The organism is Streptomyces sp. NPDC088915 (genome assembly GCF_044749825.1).
Lineage (GTDB): Bacteria > Actinomycetota > Actinomycetes > Streptomycetales > Streptomycetaceae > Streptomyces.
Window position 1 is genome coordinate 109541 of record NZ_JBIVIR010000009.1, and the last position, 14122, is coordinate 123662.

Sequence of the window (14122 nt, forward strand, 5' to 3'; positions counted from 1 at the left end):
GCTACCGACCCGTACGGAACGGCGGAAGGCTCCCGGTCCTGGGCGGTGGCCCAGAACCGGGAGCCTCGTCCTGTGACGGCGCACAGGCGTTGCGCGGACGCCGTCCGTACGGCATGCGGATGCCGTACGGACGGCGTGCGGACGGTACGGGGAGCCGTCAGGAGCCGAGCGGGCAGCTCCCCCGGTACTCCTCGATCGTGAGGTCGGGCCGCGGCAGCGGGCAGAGGAACTGCTCGTAGCGGGTGTCGTCGTCGACGAAGCGCTTGAGCCACGCGATGCCGTACTTCGCGATCGTCGTGTTCGAGCTGTTCGGGGTGAAGTGCGTGGCGCCGTTCAGCTCCAGGTACGCCTTGTCGAGCGAGTCCGGCAGGCTCTCGTAGAAGGGCTCCGAGTGGGTGGCGACGGGCGCCACCGTGTCGCCGTCCGCGCCGATGACCAGGGTGGGCGTCGTGATCTCGGGCCAGGTCCTGTCGGTGTTCCAGCCGGTGAGGGGGACGGCCGCCTTGAGGGAGGGCCGGGTCTTGGCGGCTTCGAGGGTCCCTCCGCCGCCCATGGAGTGCCCCATCACCGCGAGGCGGCCCGCGTCGATCCGGCTCCGCACGGCGCTGCGCTGTGTCAGGTGGTCGAGTGCGGCGAGGAGCTGCCGGCCCCGGCTGTCGGGCTGGTCGAGCGTGGTGAGGGTGTCGATGGTGAACACCACGAACCCCTGCGAGGCGAGGCGGGGCCCGAGCCAGGCGATGGAGGACTGGTACGCGGTGAACCCCGGCGAGATCACCACCGCGCCGAAGGTGCCGTCGGCCGTGGACGTCGGGTAGTAGACGGTGCCGCCGCCGAAGCCGGTGACGGCGAGGGAGGAGACGCTCGTCTCGGAGACGGCGTAGGGGCCCCGGAGCGCCTCCACGCCCGCCCGGGTCGGCGCGGGGCCGCGCTCGTACGGATTGGCGGCGGAGGCGCCCCCGGCGTCGGCGGCCCGGACGCCGGGGGCGAGGAGCAGGGTGAGGGAGGCGGCGGTGGCGGTGGCGGCAAGGTGTCGTCTCACGACGGAGTCGTCCTCTCGTGTCGTGCGGCGGCCGCCCTCCGGCAGAGAGGCGGAGAGCGGCCGGGCCTGGACTGGCCCGGCCACTCTCCGCGTCCGGCGCCCGGCAGGCATCGGCAGAATCACCGGTCTCCGCCGCCGCCCTCCGGGTTCAGTCGAGGGTGTCGGGGTCCGGCCCGGTGCGCAGACCGCGGTCGAGGCCCGCCACGGCCTCCATCTCCTCGGGGGAGAGCGCGAAGTCGAGCACGTCGAGGTTCTCGCGGATGCGGGCGGGGGTGACGGACTTCGGGATCACGACGTTCCCGAGCTGGAGGTGCCAGCGCAGCACCACCTGTGCGGGGGACTTCCCGTGCCGGTCCGCGATGCCGGTGATGACCGGGTCGGCGAGGACGGCGCCCTGGGCGAGCGGGCTCCACGCCTCGGTGGCGATCCCGTGGGCGGCGTGCAGTGCGCGGAGCTCGCGCTGCTGGAGGCCGGGGTGGAGCTCGATCTGGTTGACGGCGGGCACGAGGTCGCCGCTGTCGAGCAGCCGCTCCAGGTGCGCGGGGTTGAAGTTGGAGACGCCGGCGGTACGGACCCGTCCGTCCGCGACCAGCGTCCCGATGGCGCGCCAGGTGTCGACGTACAGGTCGCGGGCCGGGGCGGGCCAGTGGATCAGGTACAGGTCGACGTGGTCGAGGCCGAGCCTGGCGAGGCTGTCGTCGAAGGCCCGCAGGGTGGCGTCGTACCCCTGGTCGGCGTTCCACAGCTTGGTGGTGACGTACAGCTCGTCGCGGGCGATGCCGGAGGCGGCGAGCGCCCGGCCGACGCCGGCCTCGTTGCCGTAGACGGCGGCGGTGTCCACGGAGCGGTATCCGGCGTCCAGGGCGTGGGCGACGGCGGTCGTGGTCCCGTCGTCGGGGACCTGGAAGACGCCGAAGCCGATCTGGGGGATCTCGGTGCCGTTGTTGAGGGCGACGGAGGGCACGTGGGGGAGGGCCATGGGGGTGCGGCTTTCTTTCCGGAGCGGTGTGCGGTGACGGGGAGGGGTCAGTGGTGTACGGGGACGCGGGTGTCGGCGGTCCCGGCGGTCCCGGCGGTCCCGGCGGTCTCGTCGGCGGGGGAGTCGGCCCCGGTGGCGGGGGCCCGGCGTTCCAGCGCGGCGGACCAGAGGGCGAGGCCGAGCGCGGCGGCGGCGAGGGCGGCACCGACCCAGTTCGGGGAGGTGTAGCCGAAGCCGGCGGCGATGACCATGCCGCCGAGCCAGGCGGCGAGCGCGTTGCCGAGGTTGAAGGCGCCGATGTTGACGGCGGAGGCCAGGGTCGGCGCGCCGTGCGCCTGGTCGAGGACGCGCTTCTGCAGCGGCGGCACGGTGGCGAAGCCGAGCGCTCCCACGAGGAAGACGGTGAGCGCGGTGAGGACCTTGTCGTGCGCGGTCACGGTGAACAGCGCGAGGACGATCGCGAGCCCGCCGAGGGTGGCGTACAGCAGCGGCATCAGCGCGCGGTCGGCGTACCGGCCGCCGAGCAGGTTGCCGAGGAACATGCCGGTGCCGAAGAGCACGAGGAGCCAGGTGACCGCGCCGTCGGAGTAGCCGGCGACCTCGGTCGTCATCGGCGCGATGTAGGTGATCGCGGCGAAGACGCCGCCGAAGCCGAGCACGGTCATCGCCATCGCGAGCAGTACCTGGGGGTTGCGGAACGCCTTCAGCTCCCGGCGCAGGTGGGTGCCCTCGGGGCGGGGCACGGCGGGCACGAGCCGGGCGATGCCGACCAGCCCGGCCACACCGAGCGCGGCGACGACCGCGAAGGTGGTGCGCCAGCCGATCGCCTGCCCGATGAACGTGCCGAGCGGCACGCCGACGATGTTGGCGACCGTCAGGCCGGTGAACATGGTGGCGATCGCGCCGGCCTTCTTGTCCGGGGCGACGAGGCCGGCGGCGACGACGGACCCGATGCCGAAGAACGAACCGTGGGCGAGCGAGGCGACGACGCGGCCGGCCAGCATCAGCCCGAAGCTCGGGGCGAGGGCGGAGAGCGCGTTGCCGAGCACGAAGAGGCCCATCAGGAGCATGAGCATCCGCTTCCGGCTCACCCTGCCCCCGAGGACGGTCAGCAGCGGCGCGCCGACGACGACACCGAGCGCGTAGCCGGTGACCAGCAGGCCCGCGGTGGGGATGGAGACGCCGAAATCGGTGGCGACCTCGGGCAGCAGTCCCATGACGACGAATTCGGTGGTGCCTATCCCGAAGGCCCCGACCGCAAGAGCGAGTAGCGCGAGCGGCATGGCTCGCCCCCTTCCAGGATTGATTGAGTGATCCCTTTGCACGCTTCGACAATAGTTGCATGCGCGCTATAAGTGCAAGCGCGGGTAGATGGTGGGATCTGGGTGATGCTGCGTGCGGGCGGGGCCGGCCCAGGAGGCGCACGGGCGTTCGGCGCTCCTGCGGACGGGGGGAGCGGGCGGCCTGTACTGCCTTGACGCATCCGGCCGGCCGGCGCGGGGTGCGGCGCGCCGCGCCGTCTCCCGCGTGCGCGGCGCTGGTCTCGGCCGGCTCCGGCTTCGCCCGGGTACTTCTACTCTTCGTCGCCGGAGCCGGGCTCGGCCATCTTCCGATGCACCCGCGCCTTGAGGCCGTCGGGCAGGACCTTGTTGGCCGCGGCCTGCGCCTTGGTCCCGACCGAGCCCGCGACGACCTCGGTCTTGCCGTCGAAGAGGGCCTCCAGGCCCTGGCGGGCGACCTGGGCGGGGTCGTCCTTGTCCATTCGGCCGACCCTGGTGTCGTCCATACCGGCACGGCGGAAGACATCGGTCCCGGTCGGGCCGGGCATCAGGGAGGTCAGGGTGACACCCGTGTCCTCGAGTTCGTTCTGCAGGGCCTGGACGAAGGACCGCAGGAACGACTTCGAGGCGTTGTACACGCTGTTGAAGGCGCCGGGCATCGCCGAGGCGGTGGACGAGGTGACCATGACGCGGCCCGCGCCGCGGGCGGCCATGTCGCGGAGGACGAGCTTGGCCAGGTGGACGGTGGAGCGGACGTTGAGGTCGATGATCTCCAGTTCGTCCGCCAGGCGGGTGTCGACGAACGCGCCGCCCCGTGCGACACCGGCGTTCAGGACGACGACGTCGAGCGGTCTGCCCAGGGAGGCGCAGCGGGCGAAGAGGGCTTCGGCCTGCTCGGGGTCGCGCAGGTCGGCCCGGACCACCTCCACCCGCGCCCCGGCCGCCCGGATCCGTTCGGCCGCGCGCCGGAGCCGCACGTCGTCCTCGGCGTTGACGACGAGGTCGTAGCCGCGTTCGGCCAGCTGCTCGGCCAGCTCGAAACCGATGCCGCTGGAGGCGCCGGTGACGAGGGCGAGGGGCTTCGCGTCACTCATGTGAGAGTGCTTCCGGCCCGGGCGGCAGAACGGATGCGGGGAAGCCGGCGTCCGGCCGGGTCGACCGTGGTCGCGGGAGACCGCCCGCGCGCCCCTCCTGCCCGCACGGTGGGTGAATACCGGCCATTGCCGAGCGCTCTCCCGGAAAGGCGACCTGCCCCCTTGTCAGGTCGACCGGTCCTTCCTAGCTTTGTGCAGCACGCCCTTGGCCCAGCGGGTTCACCTGCCCGCGCCCCCCGCCGGCCCGCTCCGGCGCACGACAAGACATGGAGGCGTCACATGCCCGTAGCCGTGCCCGACCTTCTGCAGGACGGCGAACTCCGCGACGCAGGACCGTTGGAGATCGACGACGAGATGATCGTGTTCGAGGACGACGACCGCGGTGGGCGCGAGCACACCCCGTGTCTCGCCGATCCCTGGGTGACCGCGACCACCCGCTTCGCCTGCGACCTGAACTCGTAGGGGTGCCCGGTTCCATCGCCGGCCGCGGCGACCGGTCCGACGACACGTGGTCGTACCTGAACGATCCGCGCATGCCGGCGATGGAACACGGCTGGAAACTCCACGTCTCCACGCGTCCCGGTGACCTCGGGGCCGTGACGGAACTCGTCCTGCCGGTGCTGGACCGGTACGTCTGTCACGCGAAGTTCGTCCGGGATCCGGAAACGCTCCGCCGCATCAACTCCGGAGTGCCGAGCGGGGGCGCCGTCGGAAAGGCGGTCACCGTCTACCCCCTGGCCTGCACCGTGGTGGAGGTCGCCCGCGAACTCGTCGCCGTACTGCGCGGCCGGGAGGGACCGCAGGTCCTCAGCGACAGGAGGGTCGACCCGCGGGCGCCGGTCTACTACCGCTACGGCCCCTTCACGGGCGACTACAGGACCGGCCGGAGCGGACGGCTCGAATCGGTCATGACCGGGCCGGACGGCCGGATCTTCGACGGCCTGGCCGTCGGTCGCTACCGGTGCCCGCCCTGGGCCGAGGACCCCTTCGCGACCGGCTCCGGACACGGTGCCGAACGACCCGCACCCGGCTTCGGCGGCGGCCGTTACGCGGTCACCACCGGCATCGTGCGCGCACCGCGGGGCAACGTCTACCGGGCGGTCGACCGGACCCTGGAGCGGCCGGTGGTGGTCAAACAGGCGAGGGCCTTCGTGGGCGAGGACGAATCGGGCGCGGACGCCCGCGACCGGCTGCGCAACGAACGCACCGTCCTCACCGCCCTCCACGGCGTGCCGGGCGTGCCCCGCGCACTGGACTACTTCGGTCACCACGCGGACGAGTACCTGGTGATGAGCGACTGCGGCGCCCGGAACCTGCGCCGGGAGGTCCAGGAGGAGGGGCCCTACCGCGACGACGACGTCCGGCCCGCGCGCACCCTCTCCGGCCTCGCGGCCCGGCTCCTCCGCGTCCTGGACGCGGTCCACCGCCGAAACGTGGTCGTCCGCGACCTCAAGCCCGACAACGTCGTGCTCGACGCCTCCGGTCACTGCCACCTGGTCGACTTCGGGATCAGCGAGCTGGACGGCACCGGTCCGGGGGGCGCCACCCCCGGGTACGGCGAGCCGGTCCTGCGCGCGGCCGGTCCGGCCGCGCCCGCCGACGACCACTACTCCCTCGGCGCGACCCTGTTCTTCGCCGCCACCGGCATGGATCCGGTGGTCGTCGACGCCGACCACCGGGTCAACCGGGACCGGACCCTGGCCTGTCTGGAGCGGGCGCTGCCCGGACGCGTCCACCGGCGGGCCCGCTCGGTGGTCGCCGGCCTGCTGAGCCTCGTCCCGGCCGAGCGGACCGCCGCCGCCGACCGGCTGCGCACCGGCACGACCACCGTCTCCCGCCCGCCCTCGCGGCCCCGGATCGACGAGGGCCTGCTCGACGAGGTCATCGAGCACACGACCGGGTTCTGTGTCGACGAGGCGCAGGGAATCGTGGATCCCGTACGGGCCGCGCACCGCAACACCCCCATGCCGGTCGACGTCTACGGCGGCAGTTCGGGACTCGGCCTCGAACTCCTCCACCACCTGCACCGTCCTCGCGTACGACCGGCCGTCACGGACCTGGCGCGGTGGACGGCACGGCAATCAAGGAACCTGCCGCCGGGCTTCTACACGGGGCACACCGGCGTCGAACTCTTCCTGACGGCCGCGGGAGCGGACGTACGGCCCGGCCGCCCCGCCCTGCCGGAGCGCGCACCGGACGGCGGGCCTCCCGAAGCGGATCTGATCGCGGGCGCCGCCGGAATCGGCCTGGGCCGACTGGCGCTCGCCCGGCACGCGCTCCGGTCCGGCCACCGGGATGCCGCGGACCGGCACCTCGCCGTCGCCGCCGACTGCGACCGGATGCTGGCGTCCGGCACGGCCCGGCTGACGCCGACCGGCTCCGGCGCGGCCGGCGCCGCCGCACTCCGCGAAGGCCTCGCGCACGGCGAGGCGGGCATCGTCTGCTTCCTGCTCGCGTACGGCGGTGCGACCGGGGACCGGACCGTGATCGACCGCTCCGAAAGGGCCGCCGCCCGTCTGGCCGCCGTGACGCCCGGGATCATCTCGGCGGCCCTCTCGCCGGGAGCGACACGCCGTTACGGCTCCTGGTGCCGCGGCCTGGCCGGAATCGGCGCCGTACTGGTCCGGGCCGCCCGGCACCTGGAGGAACCCGAGTACCTCACCCTCGCCCAGCGGGCCGCACGCGCCTGCGCCGCGCTGGCACCACGGATGCCGCTGGTCACCCAGTGCTGCGGCCTGGCCGGAGTGGGCGATCTGATGGTGGACGTCGCGGAGGCCTCCGGGACGGAGGAGTTCTGGGACGCGGCGGAAACCGTCGCCGTGCTCATCCTGAGCCGCAGCGGCGGCACCTGGTCCCGACCCGTGTTCCCGGATCCCGGCCTGGTCCGGTCGAGTGCCACCTGGGCCGGCGGTTCGGCCGGTGTGCTCGCCTTCTTCAGACGGCTGCGGGACCGGGGCGGACCGAGGCTCGGCCTCCCCGGCTGACGGGCGCCCCCGGTGGACGGACCGCCGCGCCGCCGCGAACGGACCCGGCGCCGTCCCGTCCGCCGGGCGAAGGGGGTTCGTGCACGGGGGTCACCGGTGGTCGTCGACCAGGCCGACGACGGTGGTGATCCGCTTGCCGAGGGGCTCGCGGCACACCGCGAAGCTCCGGGCGACCTTCATGACGATCTCCAGCCCGTGCTGGCCGATCCGAGCGGGGTCGGGCGGGAGGATGGCCGGCGGAGTGGGGTTGCCGTCCCACACGCTGATCTCGATCGTGCCGCCCTCCAACCGCAGGGTCAGCAGGCTGGGGCCGGGGGCGTACTTGCTCGCGTTGGTCATCAGCTCGCTGACCACGAGTTGCACGACGTCCATCGCGTACTCGGAGACCGGCAGGCCGTGGACGGCCTGGACATCGGCGAGGAAACGGTACGTGAGGTCGCGGGCGGCGGCGATGTCCTCGCTGCCCTCGAACGCCCCGGACACCGAAACGGCCTCGTCCCGGCGCGTCCGCCGGTCCCCGCGGTTCGCGATCTGCTCCATGATGCCCAGTCCTCTTCCCTGCCCGACAGAAGCGCAACCCGCATACCCCTGGAATCCGATCTCAAGCACCTCCCGAGCACGCGTACATCAGGGAGGGGGTGACGAGCGCCCGCGGACCTCGGCCCGTCCTCACCCCCCCCCGTAGGGCGCGGTCCGGCACCAAGTGGTCTCCCGCGCGGTCCCCGCACGTGGGCGTCACCCCTATCCTGGGACGGAGCGGGACCGCGCGTGGTCCCGCAGGTTGCGTGCCGTGGCAGAGTGGTCCATTGCAATCGTGGCGGGGGAGGCCCCTCCCGCCACGAGTGATGGGGAAGGGGCGGGCCTGCCCCCATCCGTCTCGCGGGTTCGAATCCCGTCGGCACCGCAACCGTCGGTCCGGGCGACGAGCAGGTCCGCCCTCGCCGCCCTGGCGGTCTCCGCACTCCTGCCGCCTCCTCCGCCCGGAGGACGGCGACCGCGTTGATTCCCTCGGCGAGTGATGGCCGATAACGGCCGATACCGAAGAGCCGGTCACCCAGTTGGGCGGCACATGACGGATCGACACGCTTCCCAGGGCCTGGTCAAGATCGAGATCACGGCCGGAGACCGGCGCGCCGCCGAGGCGGCGGCCGAAAGGATCTCCCGGCTCTGGCTCACCGGCCTCGTGGCCGCGGGACCCGGCGCGGGGCCCGGCCTCCGTACCGCCGACCGTACCGACACGGACCGCACCGCGCGGGCCGGAGCGGCACCGGAGGACTGACCCCAACCGTTCCCCGTCGCACCAGTGACAGGATCAGATCGAAGTCGTTCACAGAGCGTGGACGCTCTCGGGGTTGTCGCACCGACACCACTGCGGGAACCGTTCTGCGGGATCGGCGCACGCGTCGGCGGGAGTGGCGGCGACAGGACGACCCGCTCACGTTCCCCGACGACGGCACCGACGCGGCCCTCACCGGCCGGAGCCGGCCATGGGGCGCCCGGCGCGCCACCGCGGCCGGTGACGCCGGTCCTGCCGGGGCCGTCGAGCCCGACGTGTCCACGCCCGGAAGCACGGACGACGAGGAGGACCCGCGGTGACAGCGGAAGTCAGCAGGGCGAGTGCGAACGAGACGGTCATGGAGCACAGGTTGTCGTACGAGGGCTTCGCCTACGACGCGCGGGTCGTGGGGTCGCCGGCCGCACCGGGCGCCGTGCCGGTGGTGATCCTGGGAGGCTCCTCGCAGGACCGCTACACCTGGGTGAGGCACGAAACGCGGCTGACGCCGACGGCCGCGGTCATCACCGTGGACCTGCCGGGTTACGGGTCCGCCGACTTCCTGCCGGCCACCTACGGCCTGGACTTCCTGGCCGACGCGGTCCACCACATGATCACCGGTCTCGGACATCCCGTCGTGCACCTGATGGGAGCCTGCTACGGAGGCAACGTCGCCCTGCGCTTCGCACAACGCCACCCGGAGGCCGTGAGGAGCATGATCCTGGCGGGTACGACGCTGGTGGTGCCCGAGAACTTCAAGGCGGCGGTCGCCGGATGGGAGGAGATGCTGCGACGGGGGGACCGCGTCGGCTACGCCTCCGGCATGGTGGCGGCGTTCACGGCGCCCGCGGAACTCGGTCCCGTGCGCAAGCGCAACGTCATGGCCCGCATGCTCCACCGGCAGGGCACGAACCGTACCGCGCGCGAACTGCGCATGGACGCGGAGCACAGCGACCGCCTGCTCCGCCACGGCGTGTACGCCTCCGGCCCGCTGCCCGACGTGCCCTGTCTCGCTTTCACCGGCGAGTACGACACCCTCACGCCGCCTTCGGACAGTCGCCAGGTGGCGGGTCTCTTCCCCCGGGCACGGTTCACCACGGTCAAGGAGACCGACCACCTCTCGCTCCTCGAGAGGCCCTCGGAGGTGGCTGACCTCTGGCAGCGCTTCTACACCGGCAGTCCTTTCGACGAGCTGGACTTCCTGAACGACGTCGAACGGCTCGAGCGCCCCGCGGCGCCCCTGGCGGCCGTGTGAAGCACCGGGGCCCGACCCCTCGCGAACGCGGTCGTTCATCGCCCCGACCCGTCTGGCGTCCGTAGCGCCTCTCCTCCGTTCCCGAACGCCGGCGCCGCCCGACCGCGACGCCGGCGAGGAGCACCCCGAGGACGAGGACCACCGGACCGCACAGCCGCACTCCGGCCTCGACCCGGGCGGCCGGCGGGGCGCGGGGTTCTCAGAGGCGGCCGTCCAGGAGCTTCCGCACCTCGGCGGTGGTCAGGGGGCCCGTGCCGTGCGCGACCGCCTCCCCCTCCTCGATGAGGACGCAGGACGGCGCCCCGGTGACCCCGTACCGCTCGGTCGCGGCCGGACAGCGCGCGATGTCGGCGCGGACGACCGTCAGGCGGCCCGCGTACTCGTCGGCGACGCCGCCCACGACGAGGTCCATCGCCCGGCAGGCCTCGATCGCCTTGGGCCACGTCCCGATGAAGTACGCGAGGACCGGGACCCCGCTCAGCCCGAGGACGAAGTCGAACTCCGCGTCCTCACGGGGCCGGTGGACCCGCTTCGTCATGAGACTCCCGTCCTCGTGATCCGTGTTCTCGTCCCCATCATCTCCCGCATCATCTCCCGCGCGACGAGCACGGACGCGCGGCGCCCGAGATGCCGGGCCGGTGGGTCCGCTCAGCCGAAGGTGCGCCGGTAGGTCTGCGGGCTGACGCCGGTGGTGCGTTTGAAGCGGTCGCGGAACGTGGTGGGCGAGCCGAAGCCGACCTGGGCGCCGATGCGCTCCACGGAGTGCTCCGTGGTCTCCAGGAGGTGCTGTGCCCGGCGGATGCGGGCCCGGTGGAGCCACTGGAGCGGGGTGGTGCCGGTCTGGTCGCGGAACCGCCGGATCAGGGTCCGGGTGCTGGTGCCGGACCGCGCGGCGATGTCGGCCAGCGTGAGGTCGCGGGCCAGGTTCTCCCGCAGCCAGGCGAGCAGCGCCTCCAGTTCGGAGCCCCGCGGCGCGGGGGTGTGGTCGTGGACGATGAACTGCGCCTGGCCGCCCTCGCGTTCGAGGGGCATCACCGACAGGCGGGCGGCATCGGCGGCGACCGCCGATCCGTAGTCCCGGCGGATCATGTGCAGGCACAGGTCCAGGCCCGCGGCCGCGCCGGCCGAGGTGAGGATCCGGCCGTTGTCGACGTAGAGGACGTCCGGGTCGACGTCGACCTCCGGGTGGAGGGCGGCCAGGAGTCCGGCCGCCTGCCAGTGGGTCGTGGCCCGCAGCCCGTCGAGGAGCCCGGTGGCGGCCAGGGGGAAGGTCCCCACGCAGAGGGAGGCGATCCGGGTCCCCTCGGCGGCGGCCGACCGCAGCGCGTCGCGCACGGCGGGGGAGAGCGGGGCCGTGGGGTCGGCGACGCCCGGCACGACGACCGTGTCCGCGCCCCGGAGGCCCTCCAGGCCCCAGGGGGCGCGCAGGACGAAGGCCCCCGCGTCGACCTCGTCGCGCTCGGCGCAGACCCGGACCTGGTAGCCGGGCCGCCCGTCGGGCAGGCGGGTCCGCGAGAAGACCTCGATCGGGGTGGACAGGTCGAACGGGATCACCCGGTCCAACGCGAGAACGGCGACGGTGTGCATGGCCGGAACCTACCCCCTCGCCGTACGACCGCTCCAGGACGGACCGCGGAAACTGCCATGTCAGCGCAGTCCTGAGGCCTTCACAGACCTCTGGCAATTTCCCGTTGGAACCTGTCACTCCTGCCACTGGGCGAACGGGCCGACGGACGGTTGACTTCAACGCGTCGCAGAGAGAGATCGACCCCGAGGAACGCCCGTGCACATCCAGATCGTCCTGTTCGACGGTTTCGACCCGCTCGACGTCGTCGCCCCCTACGAGGTGCTCTACGCCGGCGGCACGGCGTCGGGCGGCGCGGTGACCGTCGAGCTGGTCTCCGCGGAGGGCCCCCGCGAGGTGACCAGCGGCACCGGGGGGTTGGCACTGCGCGCCACCAGCCCCCTCGACCCGGAGCGGGCGGACGTGCTGCTCGTGCCCGGCGCCTCCGGCCGCGCGGGCGAACCGGGCGAGCTTCCGGAGGAAGAGGTGGGCGCCGGAGGGCGGAAGCAGGACGAGTTCGTCCCGGTGCTGCTGGGCCGCGCGCTGACCACCGGACTCCCCGCCCTCCTCGGGCGGGCGATGGACGACCCGGACGTCACGGTCGCCACCGTCTGCGGCGGCTCCCTCGTCCTGGCCATGGCGGGCCTGCTGGAGGGACGCCACGCCACCACCCACCACCTGGGCCTGGACCTGCTGGACGCCACCGGCGCCCACGCGGTCCGCGCCCGCGTCGTCGACGACGGCGACCTGATCACCGGAGCCGGCGTCACCTCCGGACTCGACCTGGGCCTGTACCTGCTCGAACGCGAACTGGGCCCCCGCGTCGCCCACGCCGTCGAGGAGCTGTTCGCCCACGAGCGGCGCGGCACCGTCTGGCGCGCCCGGGGCCCGGTCCCCGCCGCCCTCTGAGCCTCCCCTCGTACCGCACCGCACCGCATCACACCGCGCTGCACCACATCGCACAGTCAGGAAGAACATCGGCATGACCGTCGAAGGCATCTGGGACCTGTCCCTCTCCACCCCCATCGGCAGGATGAAGGCCGTGCTCGAACTCCGTGAGCAGGACGCCGTCCTGACCGGGGTCGCCCACGGAGCCGGCGAGCGGGTGCCCCTCGTCGACATCGCCCTCGACGGCGACCGGCTCACCTGGAAGCAGGCCGTCACCAAGCCCATGCGGCTGAACCTGGCGTTCGACGTGACGGTCGACGGCGACACCCTCCGGGGCACCTCCAGGGCCGGCCGCCTCCCGGCCTCGAAGGTCACCGGCACCCGCCGGACCGCCCCGGAGGACCGGGCGTGACCAAGCTCCTGCTGTCCCTGCACGTCCTGGCCGCCCTCGTCGCCGTCGGCCCGGTCACCGTCGCCGCGAGCATGTTCCCCGCGACGCTGCGCCGCGCCCTGGGCGATCCCGGTGACGGCGACGCGCGGACGACCCTGCGGACCCTGCACCGCGTCTGCCGGGTCTACGCCGGCGTCGGCGTCGCCGTCCCCCTCACCGGCTTCTTCACGGCCGGCAGCCTCGGCGTCCTCGGCGACGCCTGGCTGATCGCCTCGATCCTGCTGACCGCGGCCGCCGCCGGTGTCCTGGCCCTGCTCGTCCTGCCCGCCCAGGAGGATGCGCTGACCGGGACGGCGGGTCCCATCACGCCGCCGACCCCCTCGGACCCGAGCCGACTGGCCGTGTCCACCGGTGTCTTCAACCTGCTGTGGGCCACCGTCACCGTCCTGATGATCGTCCGCCCCGGCTCCACGACGGGGGCGTGACCACGAACACCCGGTATCCCGACCGCGGTCCGTGATGGCCCATGAGGCAGGGTGGGTCCATGACCTCGTACAAGGCGATGGCGTACCACCTGGAGACCGAGCGGCTCGTCATGCGGCCGTGGGCCGAGTCGGACGCCTCCGAGTTCTGCGCCCTCCTCTCCGAACGCGGCAAGGGGACGCCCCCGGTCGAGCGCATCCGGACGGCCATCGCGGGCTTCCTCACCGCGACGGAGGAGACGGGCATCGCCCTGCTGCCCGTCCAGCGCCGCGAGGAGGGCGACTTCATCGGCTACTGCGGGCTGATCGTCGGCCGCACCACCCTGGAGGAGCCCGAGATCGCGTACGAACTGTTCCAGCGCGTGCACGGACGCGGTTACGCCACCGAGGCCGCCGCCGCGGTCCTCGACGCCGCCGCGGCGACCGGACGGAAGCGGCTCTGGTCGACCGTCGGCACGTGGAACGGGCCGTCGCTCCGCGTCCTCGAGAAGCTCGGGTTCGAGCGGGACCGCGTCTCCACGGAGGAGAACGGCGAAGTGGCCTGGCTCACGCGCGCGTTGCCGTGAAGCGGACGCCGTGACCACCGGTGTCGGGGGAGCGGGGGAGTCCTGGCGGCTCCGCCGCGACCAGGGAGATCAACCCTTTTCGTACGCGCATGGTCGTCCTCGCTGTGAACCGTCCCGCCTCGGTGCGGGACGGTTCACGGGTATCGCGCGGCCGTGTTCGAGCTCCGGCTCACCCGCCGGGTTCCACTCTCCGAGCGCAGAAACGCCCTCGGTCCGGCGGGCCCCCGTGTCCGAAGCCCCGTCAGAAGCCACGCCCGATGCCGCGTCCGATGCCGCCTCAGGAGCCGTGCCCGATGCCGCGTCCGAGGCCGTTGTCAGTGGCCGGGG

Annotated in this window: 15 protein-coding genes; 8 read left to right on the forward strand and 7 right to left on the reverse strand. The window is 73.2% G+C overall.

Features of this window, described 5'->3' with window-relative positions; translation table 11 throughout:
* Positions 1-157: 157 nt before the first annotated feature.
* The 4 genes from ACIP5O_RS18095 to ACIP5O_RS18110 all read right to left on the reverse strand — a co-directional run bounded on the left by ACIP5O_RS18095 (position 158) and on the right by ACIP5O_RS18110 (position 4392).
* Positions 158-1150: an alpha/beta hydrolase family protein gene (locus ACIP5O_RS18095; RefSeq protein WP_401294365.1), complete on the reverse strand. Its 993-nt coding sequence runs from the start codon at positions 1148-1150 to the stop codon at positions 158-160.
* Positions 1151-1187: 37 nt separating this feature from the next.
* Positions 1188-2018: an aldo/keto reductase gene (locus ACIP5O_RS18100; RefSeq protein ID WP_401294367.1), complete on the reverse strand. Its 831-nt coding sequence runs from the start codon at positions 2016-2018 to the stop codon at positions 1188-1190.
* Between the two features lie 47 nt (positions 2019-2065).
* Positions 2066-3301: an MFS transporter gene (locus ACIP5O_RS18105; protein WP_401294369.1), complete on the reverse strand. Its 1236-nt coding sequence runs from the start codon at positions 3299-3301 to the stop codon at positions 2066-2068.
* Between the two features lie 290 nt (positions 3302-3591).
* The gene (locus tag ACIP5O_RS18110) at positions 3592-4392 is read right to left on the reverse strand and encodes an SDR family NAD(P)-dependent oxidoreductase (RefSeq protein ID WP_401294371.1); all 801 of its coding nucleotides are present in this window, start codon (positions 4390-4392) and stop codon (positions 3592-3594) included.
* Positions 4393-4683: 291 nt separating this feature from the next.
* On the opposite strand from ACIP5O_RS18110, the gene ACIP5O_RS18115 reads away from it, so the two are divergent.
* Together ACIP5O_RS18115 and lanL are read left to right on the forward strand one after the other, a co-directional pair.
* Positions 4684-4854 carry an SflA family class IV lanthipeptide gene (locus tag ACIP5O_RS18115; RefSeq protein ID WP_356613668.1) on the forward strand — a complete coding sequence of 57 codons (171 nt, stop codon included), beginning with the start codon at positions 4684-4686 and terminating at the stop codon, positions 4852-4854.
* Positions 4855-4856: 2 nt separating this feature from the next.
* Entirely contained in the window at positions 4857-7376 is a 2520-nt protein-coding gene (gene lanL / locus ACIP5O_RS18120; protein WP_401294374.1) for a class IV lanthionine synthetase LanL, read from the forward strand.
* Between the two features lie 90 nt (positions 7377-7466).
* Here lanL and ACIP5O_RS18125 read toward each other — a convergent pair whose 3' ends face one another.
* On the reverse strand, positions 7467-7916 hold the full coding sequence (locus ACIP5O_RS18125) for an ATP-binding protein (protein WP_401294376.1): 450 nt from the start codon (positions 7914-7916) through the stop codon (positions 7467-7469).
* Between the two features lie 529 nt (positions 7917-8445).
* Here ACIP5O_RS18125 and ACIP5O_RS18130 point away from each other — a divergent pair.
* Entirely contained in the window at positions 8446-8655 is a 210-nt protein-coding gene (locus ACIP5O_RS18130) for a hypothetical protein (RefSeq protein ID WP_401294378.1), read from the forward strand.
* Between the two features lie 355 nt (positions 8656-9010).
* Positions 9011-9904 (forward strand): alpha/beta fold hydrolase, encoded by an 894-nt coding sequence (locus ACIP5O_RS18135; protein ID WP_401294380.1) that lies wholly within the window; start codon positions 9011-9013, stop codon positions 9902-9904.
* Between the two features lie 199 nt (positions 9905-10103).
* On the opposite strand, the gene ACIP5O_RS18140 is transcribed toward ACIP5O_RS18135, so the two are convergent.
* Positions 10104-10442 carry a thioredoxin family protein gene (locus tag ACIP5O_RS18140; protein ID WP_401294382.1) on the reverse strand — a complete coding sequence of 113 codons (339 nt, stop codon included), beginning with the start codon at positions 10440-10442 and terminating at the stop codon, positions 10104-10106.
* A 110-nt stretch (positions 10443-10552) separates the two neighbouring features.
* Positions 10553-11491, reverse strand: coding sequence for a GlxA family transcriptional regulator (locus ACIP5O_RS18145; protein ID WP_401294384.1), 939 nt, complete (start codon positions 11489-11491; stop codon positions 10553-10555).
* Between the two features lie 196 nt (positions 11492-11687).
* On the opposite strand from ACIP5O_RS18145, the gene ACIP5O_RS18150 reads away from it, so the two are divergent.
* From ACIP5O_RS18150 to ACIP5O_RS18165, 4 genes are all read left to right on the forward strand, one after another.
* On the forward strand, positions 11688-12377 hold the full coding sequence (locus ACIP5O_RS18150) for a DJ-1/PfpI family protein (RefSeq protein WP_401294386.1): 690 nt from the start codon (positions 11688-11690) through the stop codon (positions 12375-12377).
* Between the two features lie 73 nt (positions 12378-12450).
* On the forward strand, positions 12451-12768 hold the full coding sequence (locus tag ACIP5O_RS18155; protein WP_401294388.1) for a hypothetical protein: 318 nt from the start codon (positions 12451-12453) through the stop codon (positions 12766-12768).
* Entirely contained in the window at positions 12765-13232 is a 468-nt protein-coding gene (locus ACIP5O_RS18160; RefSeq protein ID WP_401294390.1) for a DUF2269 family protein, read from the forward strand. The genes ACIP5O_RS18155 and ACIP5O_RS18160 overlap by 4 nt, the downstream gene beginning before the upstream one ends.
* 59 nt (positions 13233-13291) lie before the next feature.
* The gene (locus tag ACIP5O_RS18165) at positions 13292-13795 is read left to right on the forward strand and encodes a GNAT family N-acetyltransferase (protein ID WP_401294392.1); all 504 of its coding nucleotides are present in this window, start codon (positions 13292-13294) and stop codon (positions 13793-13795) included.
* The last annotated feature ends 327 nt before the right edge of the window (positions 13796-14122 follow it).

Excerpts from the sequence above, each read along its gene's own strand:
- ACIP5O_RS18095 (WP_401294365.1), bottom strand. The coding sequence starts at position 1,150 with ATGCCTGCCGGGCGCCGGACGCGGAGAGTGGCCGGGCCAGTCCAGGCC.
- ACIP5O_RS18155 (WP_401294388.1), top strand. The coding sequence starts at position 12,451 with ATGACCGTCGAAGGCATCTGGGACCTGTCCCTCTCCACCCCCATCGGC.
- ACIP5O_RS18125 (WP_401294376.1), bottom strand. The coding sequence starts at position 7,916 with ATGGAGCAGATCGCGAACCGCGGGGACCGGCGGACGCGCCGGGACGAG.
- ACIP5O_RS18135 (WP_401294380.1), top strand. The coding sequence starts at position 9,011 with ATGGAGCACAGGTTGTCGTACGAGGGCTTCGCCTACGACGCGCGGGTC.
- ACIP5O_RS18130 (WP_401294378.1), top strand. The coding sequence starts at position 8,446 with ATGACGGATCGACACGCTTCCCAGGGCCTGGTCAAGATCGAGATCACG.
- ACIP5O_RS18100 (WP_401294367.1), bottom strand. The coding sequence starts at position 2,018 with ATGGCCCTCCCCCACGTGCCCTCCGTCGCCCTCAACAACGGCACCGAG.
- ACIP5O_RS18110 (WP_401294371.1), bottom strand. The coding sequence starts at position 4,392 with ATGAGTGACGCGAAGCCCCTCGCCCTCGTCACCGGCGCCTCCAGCGGC.
- ACIP5O_RS18140 (WP_401294382.1), bottom strand. The coding sequence starts at position 10,442 with ATGACGAAGCGGGTCCACCGGCCCCGTGAGGACGCGGAGTTCGACTTC.
- ACIP5O_RS18165 (WP_401294392.1), top strand. The coding sequence starts at position 13,292 with ATGACCTCGTACAAGGCGATGGCGTACCACCTGGAGACCGAGCGGCTC.
- ACIP5O_RS18105 (WP_401294369.1), bottom strand. The coding sequence starts at position 3,301 with ATGCCGCTCGCGCTACTCGCTCTTGCGGTCGGGGCCTTCGGGATAGGC.
- ACIP5O_RS18145 (WP_401294384.1), bottom strand. The coding sequence starts at position 11,491 with ATGCACACCGTCGCCGTTCTCGCGTTGGACCGGGTGATCCCGTTCGAC.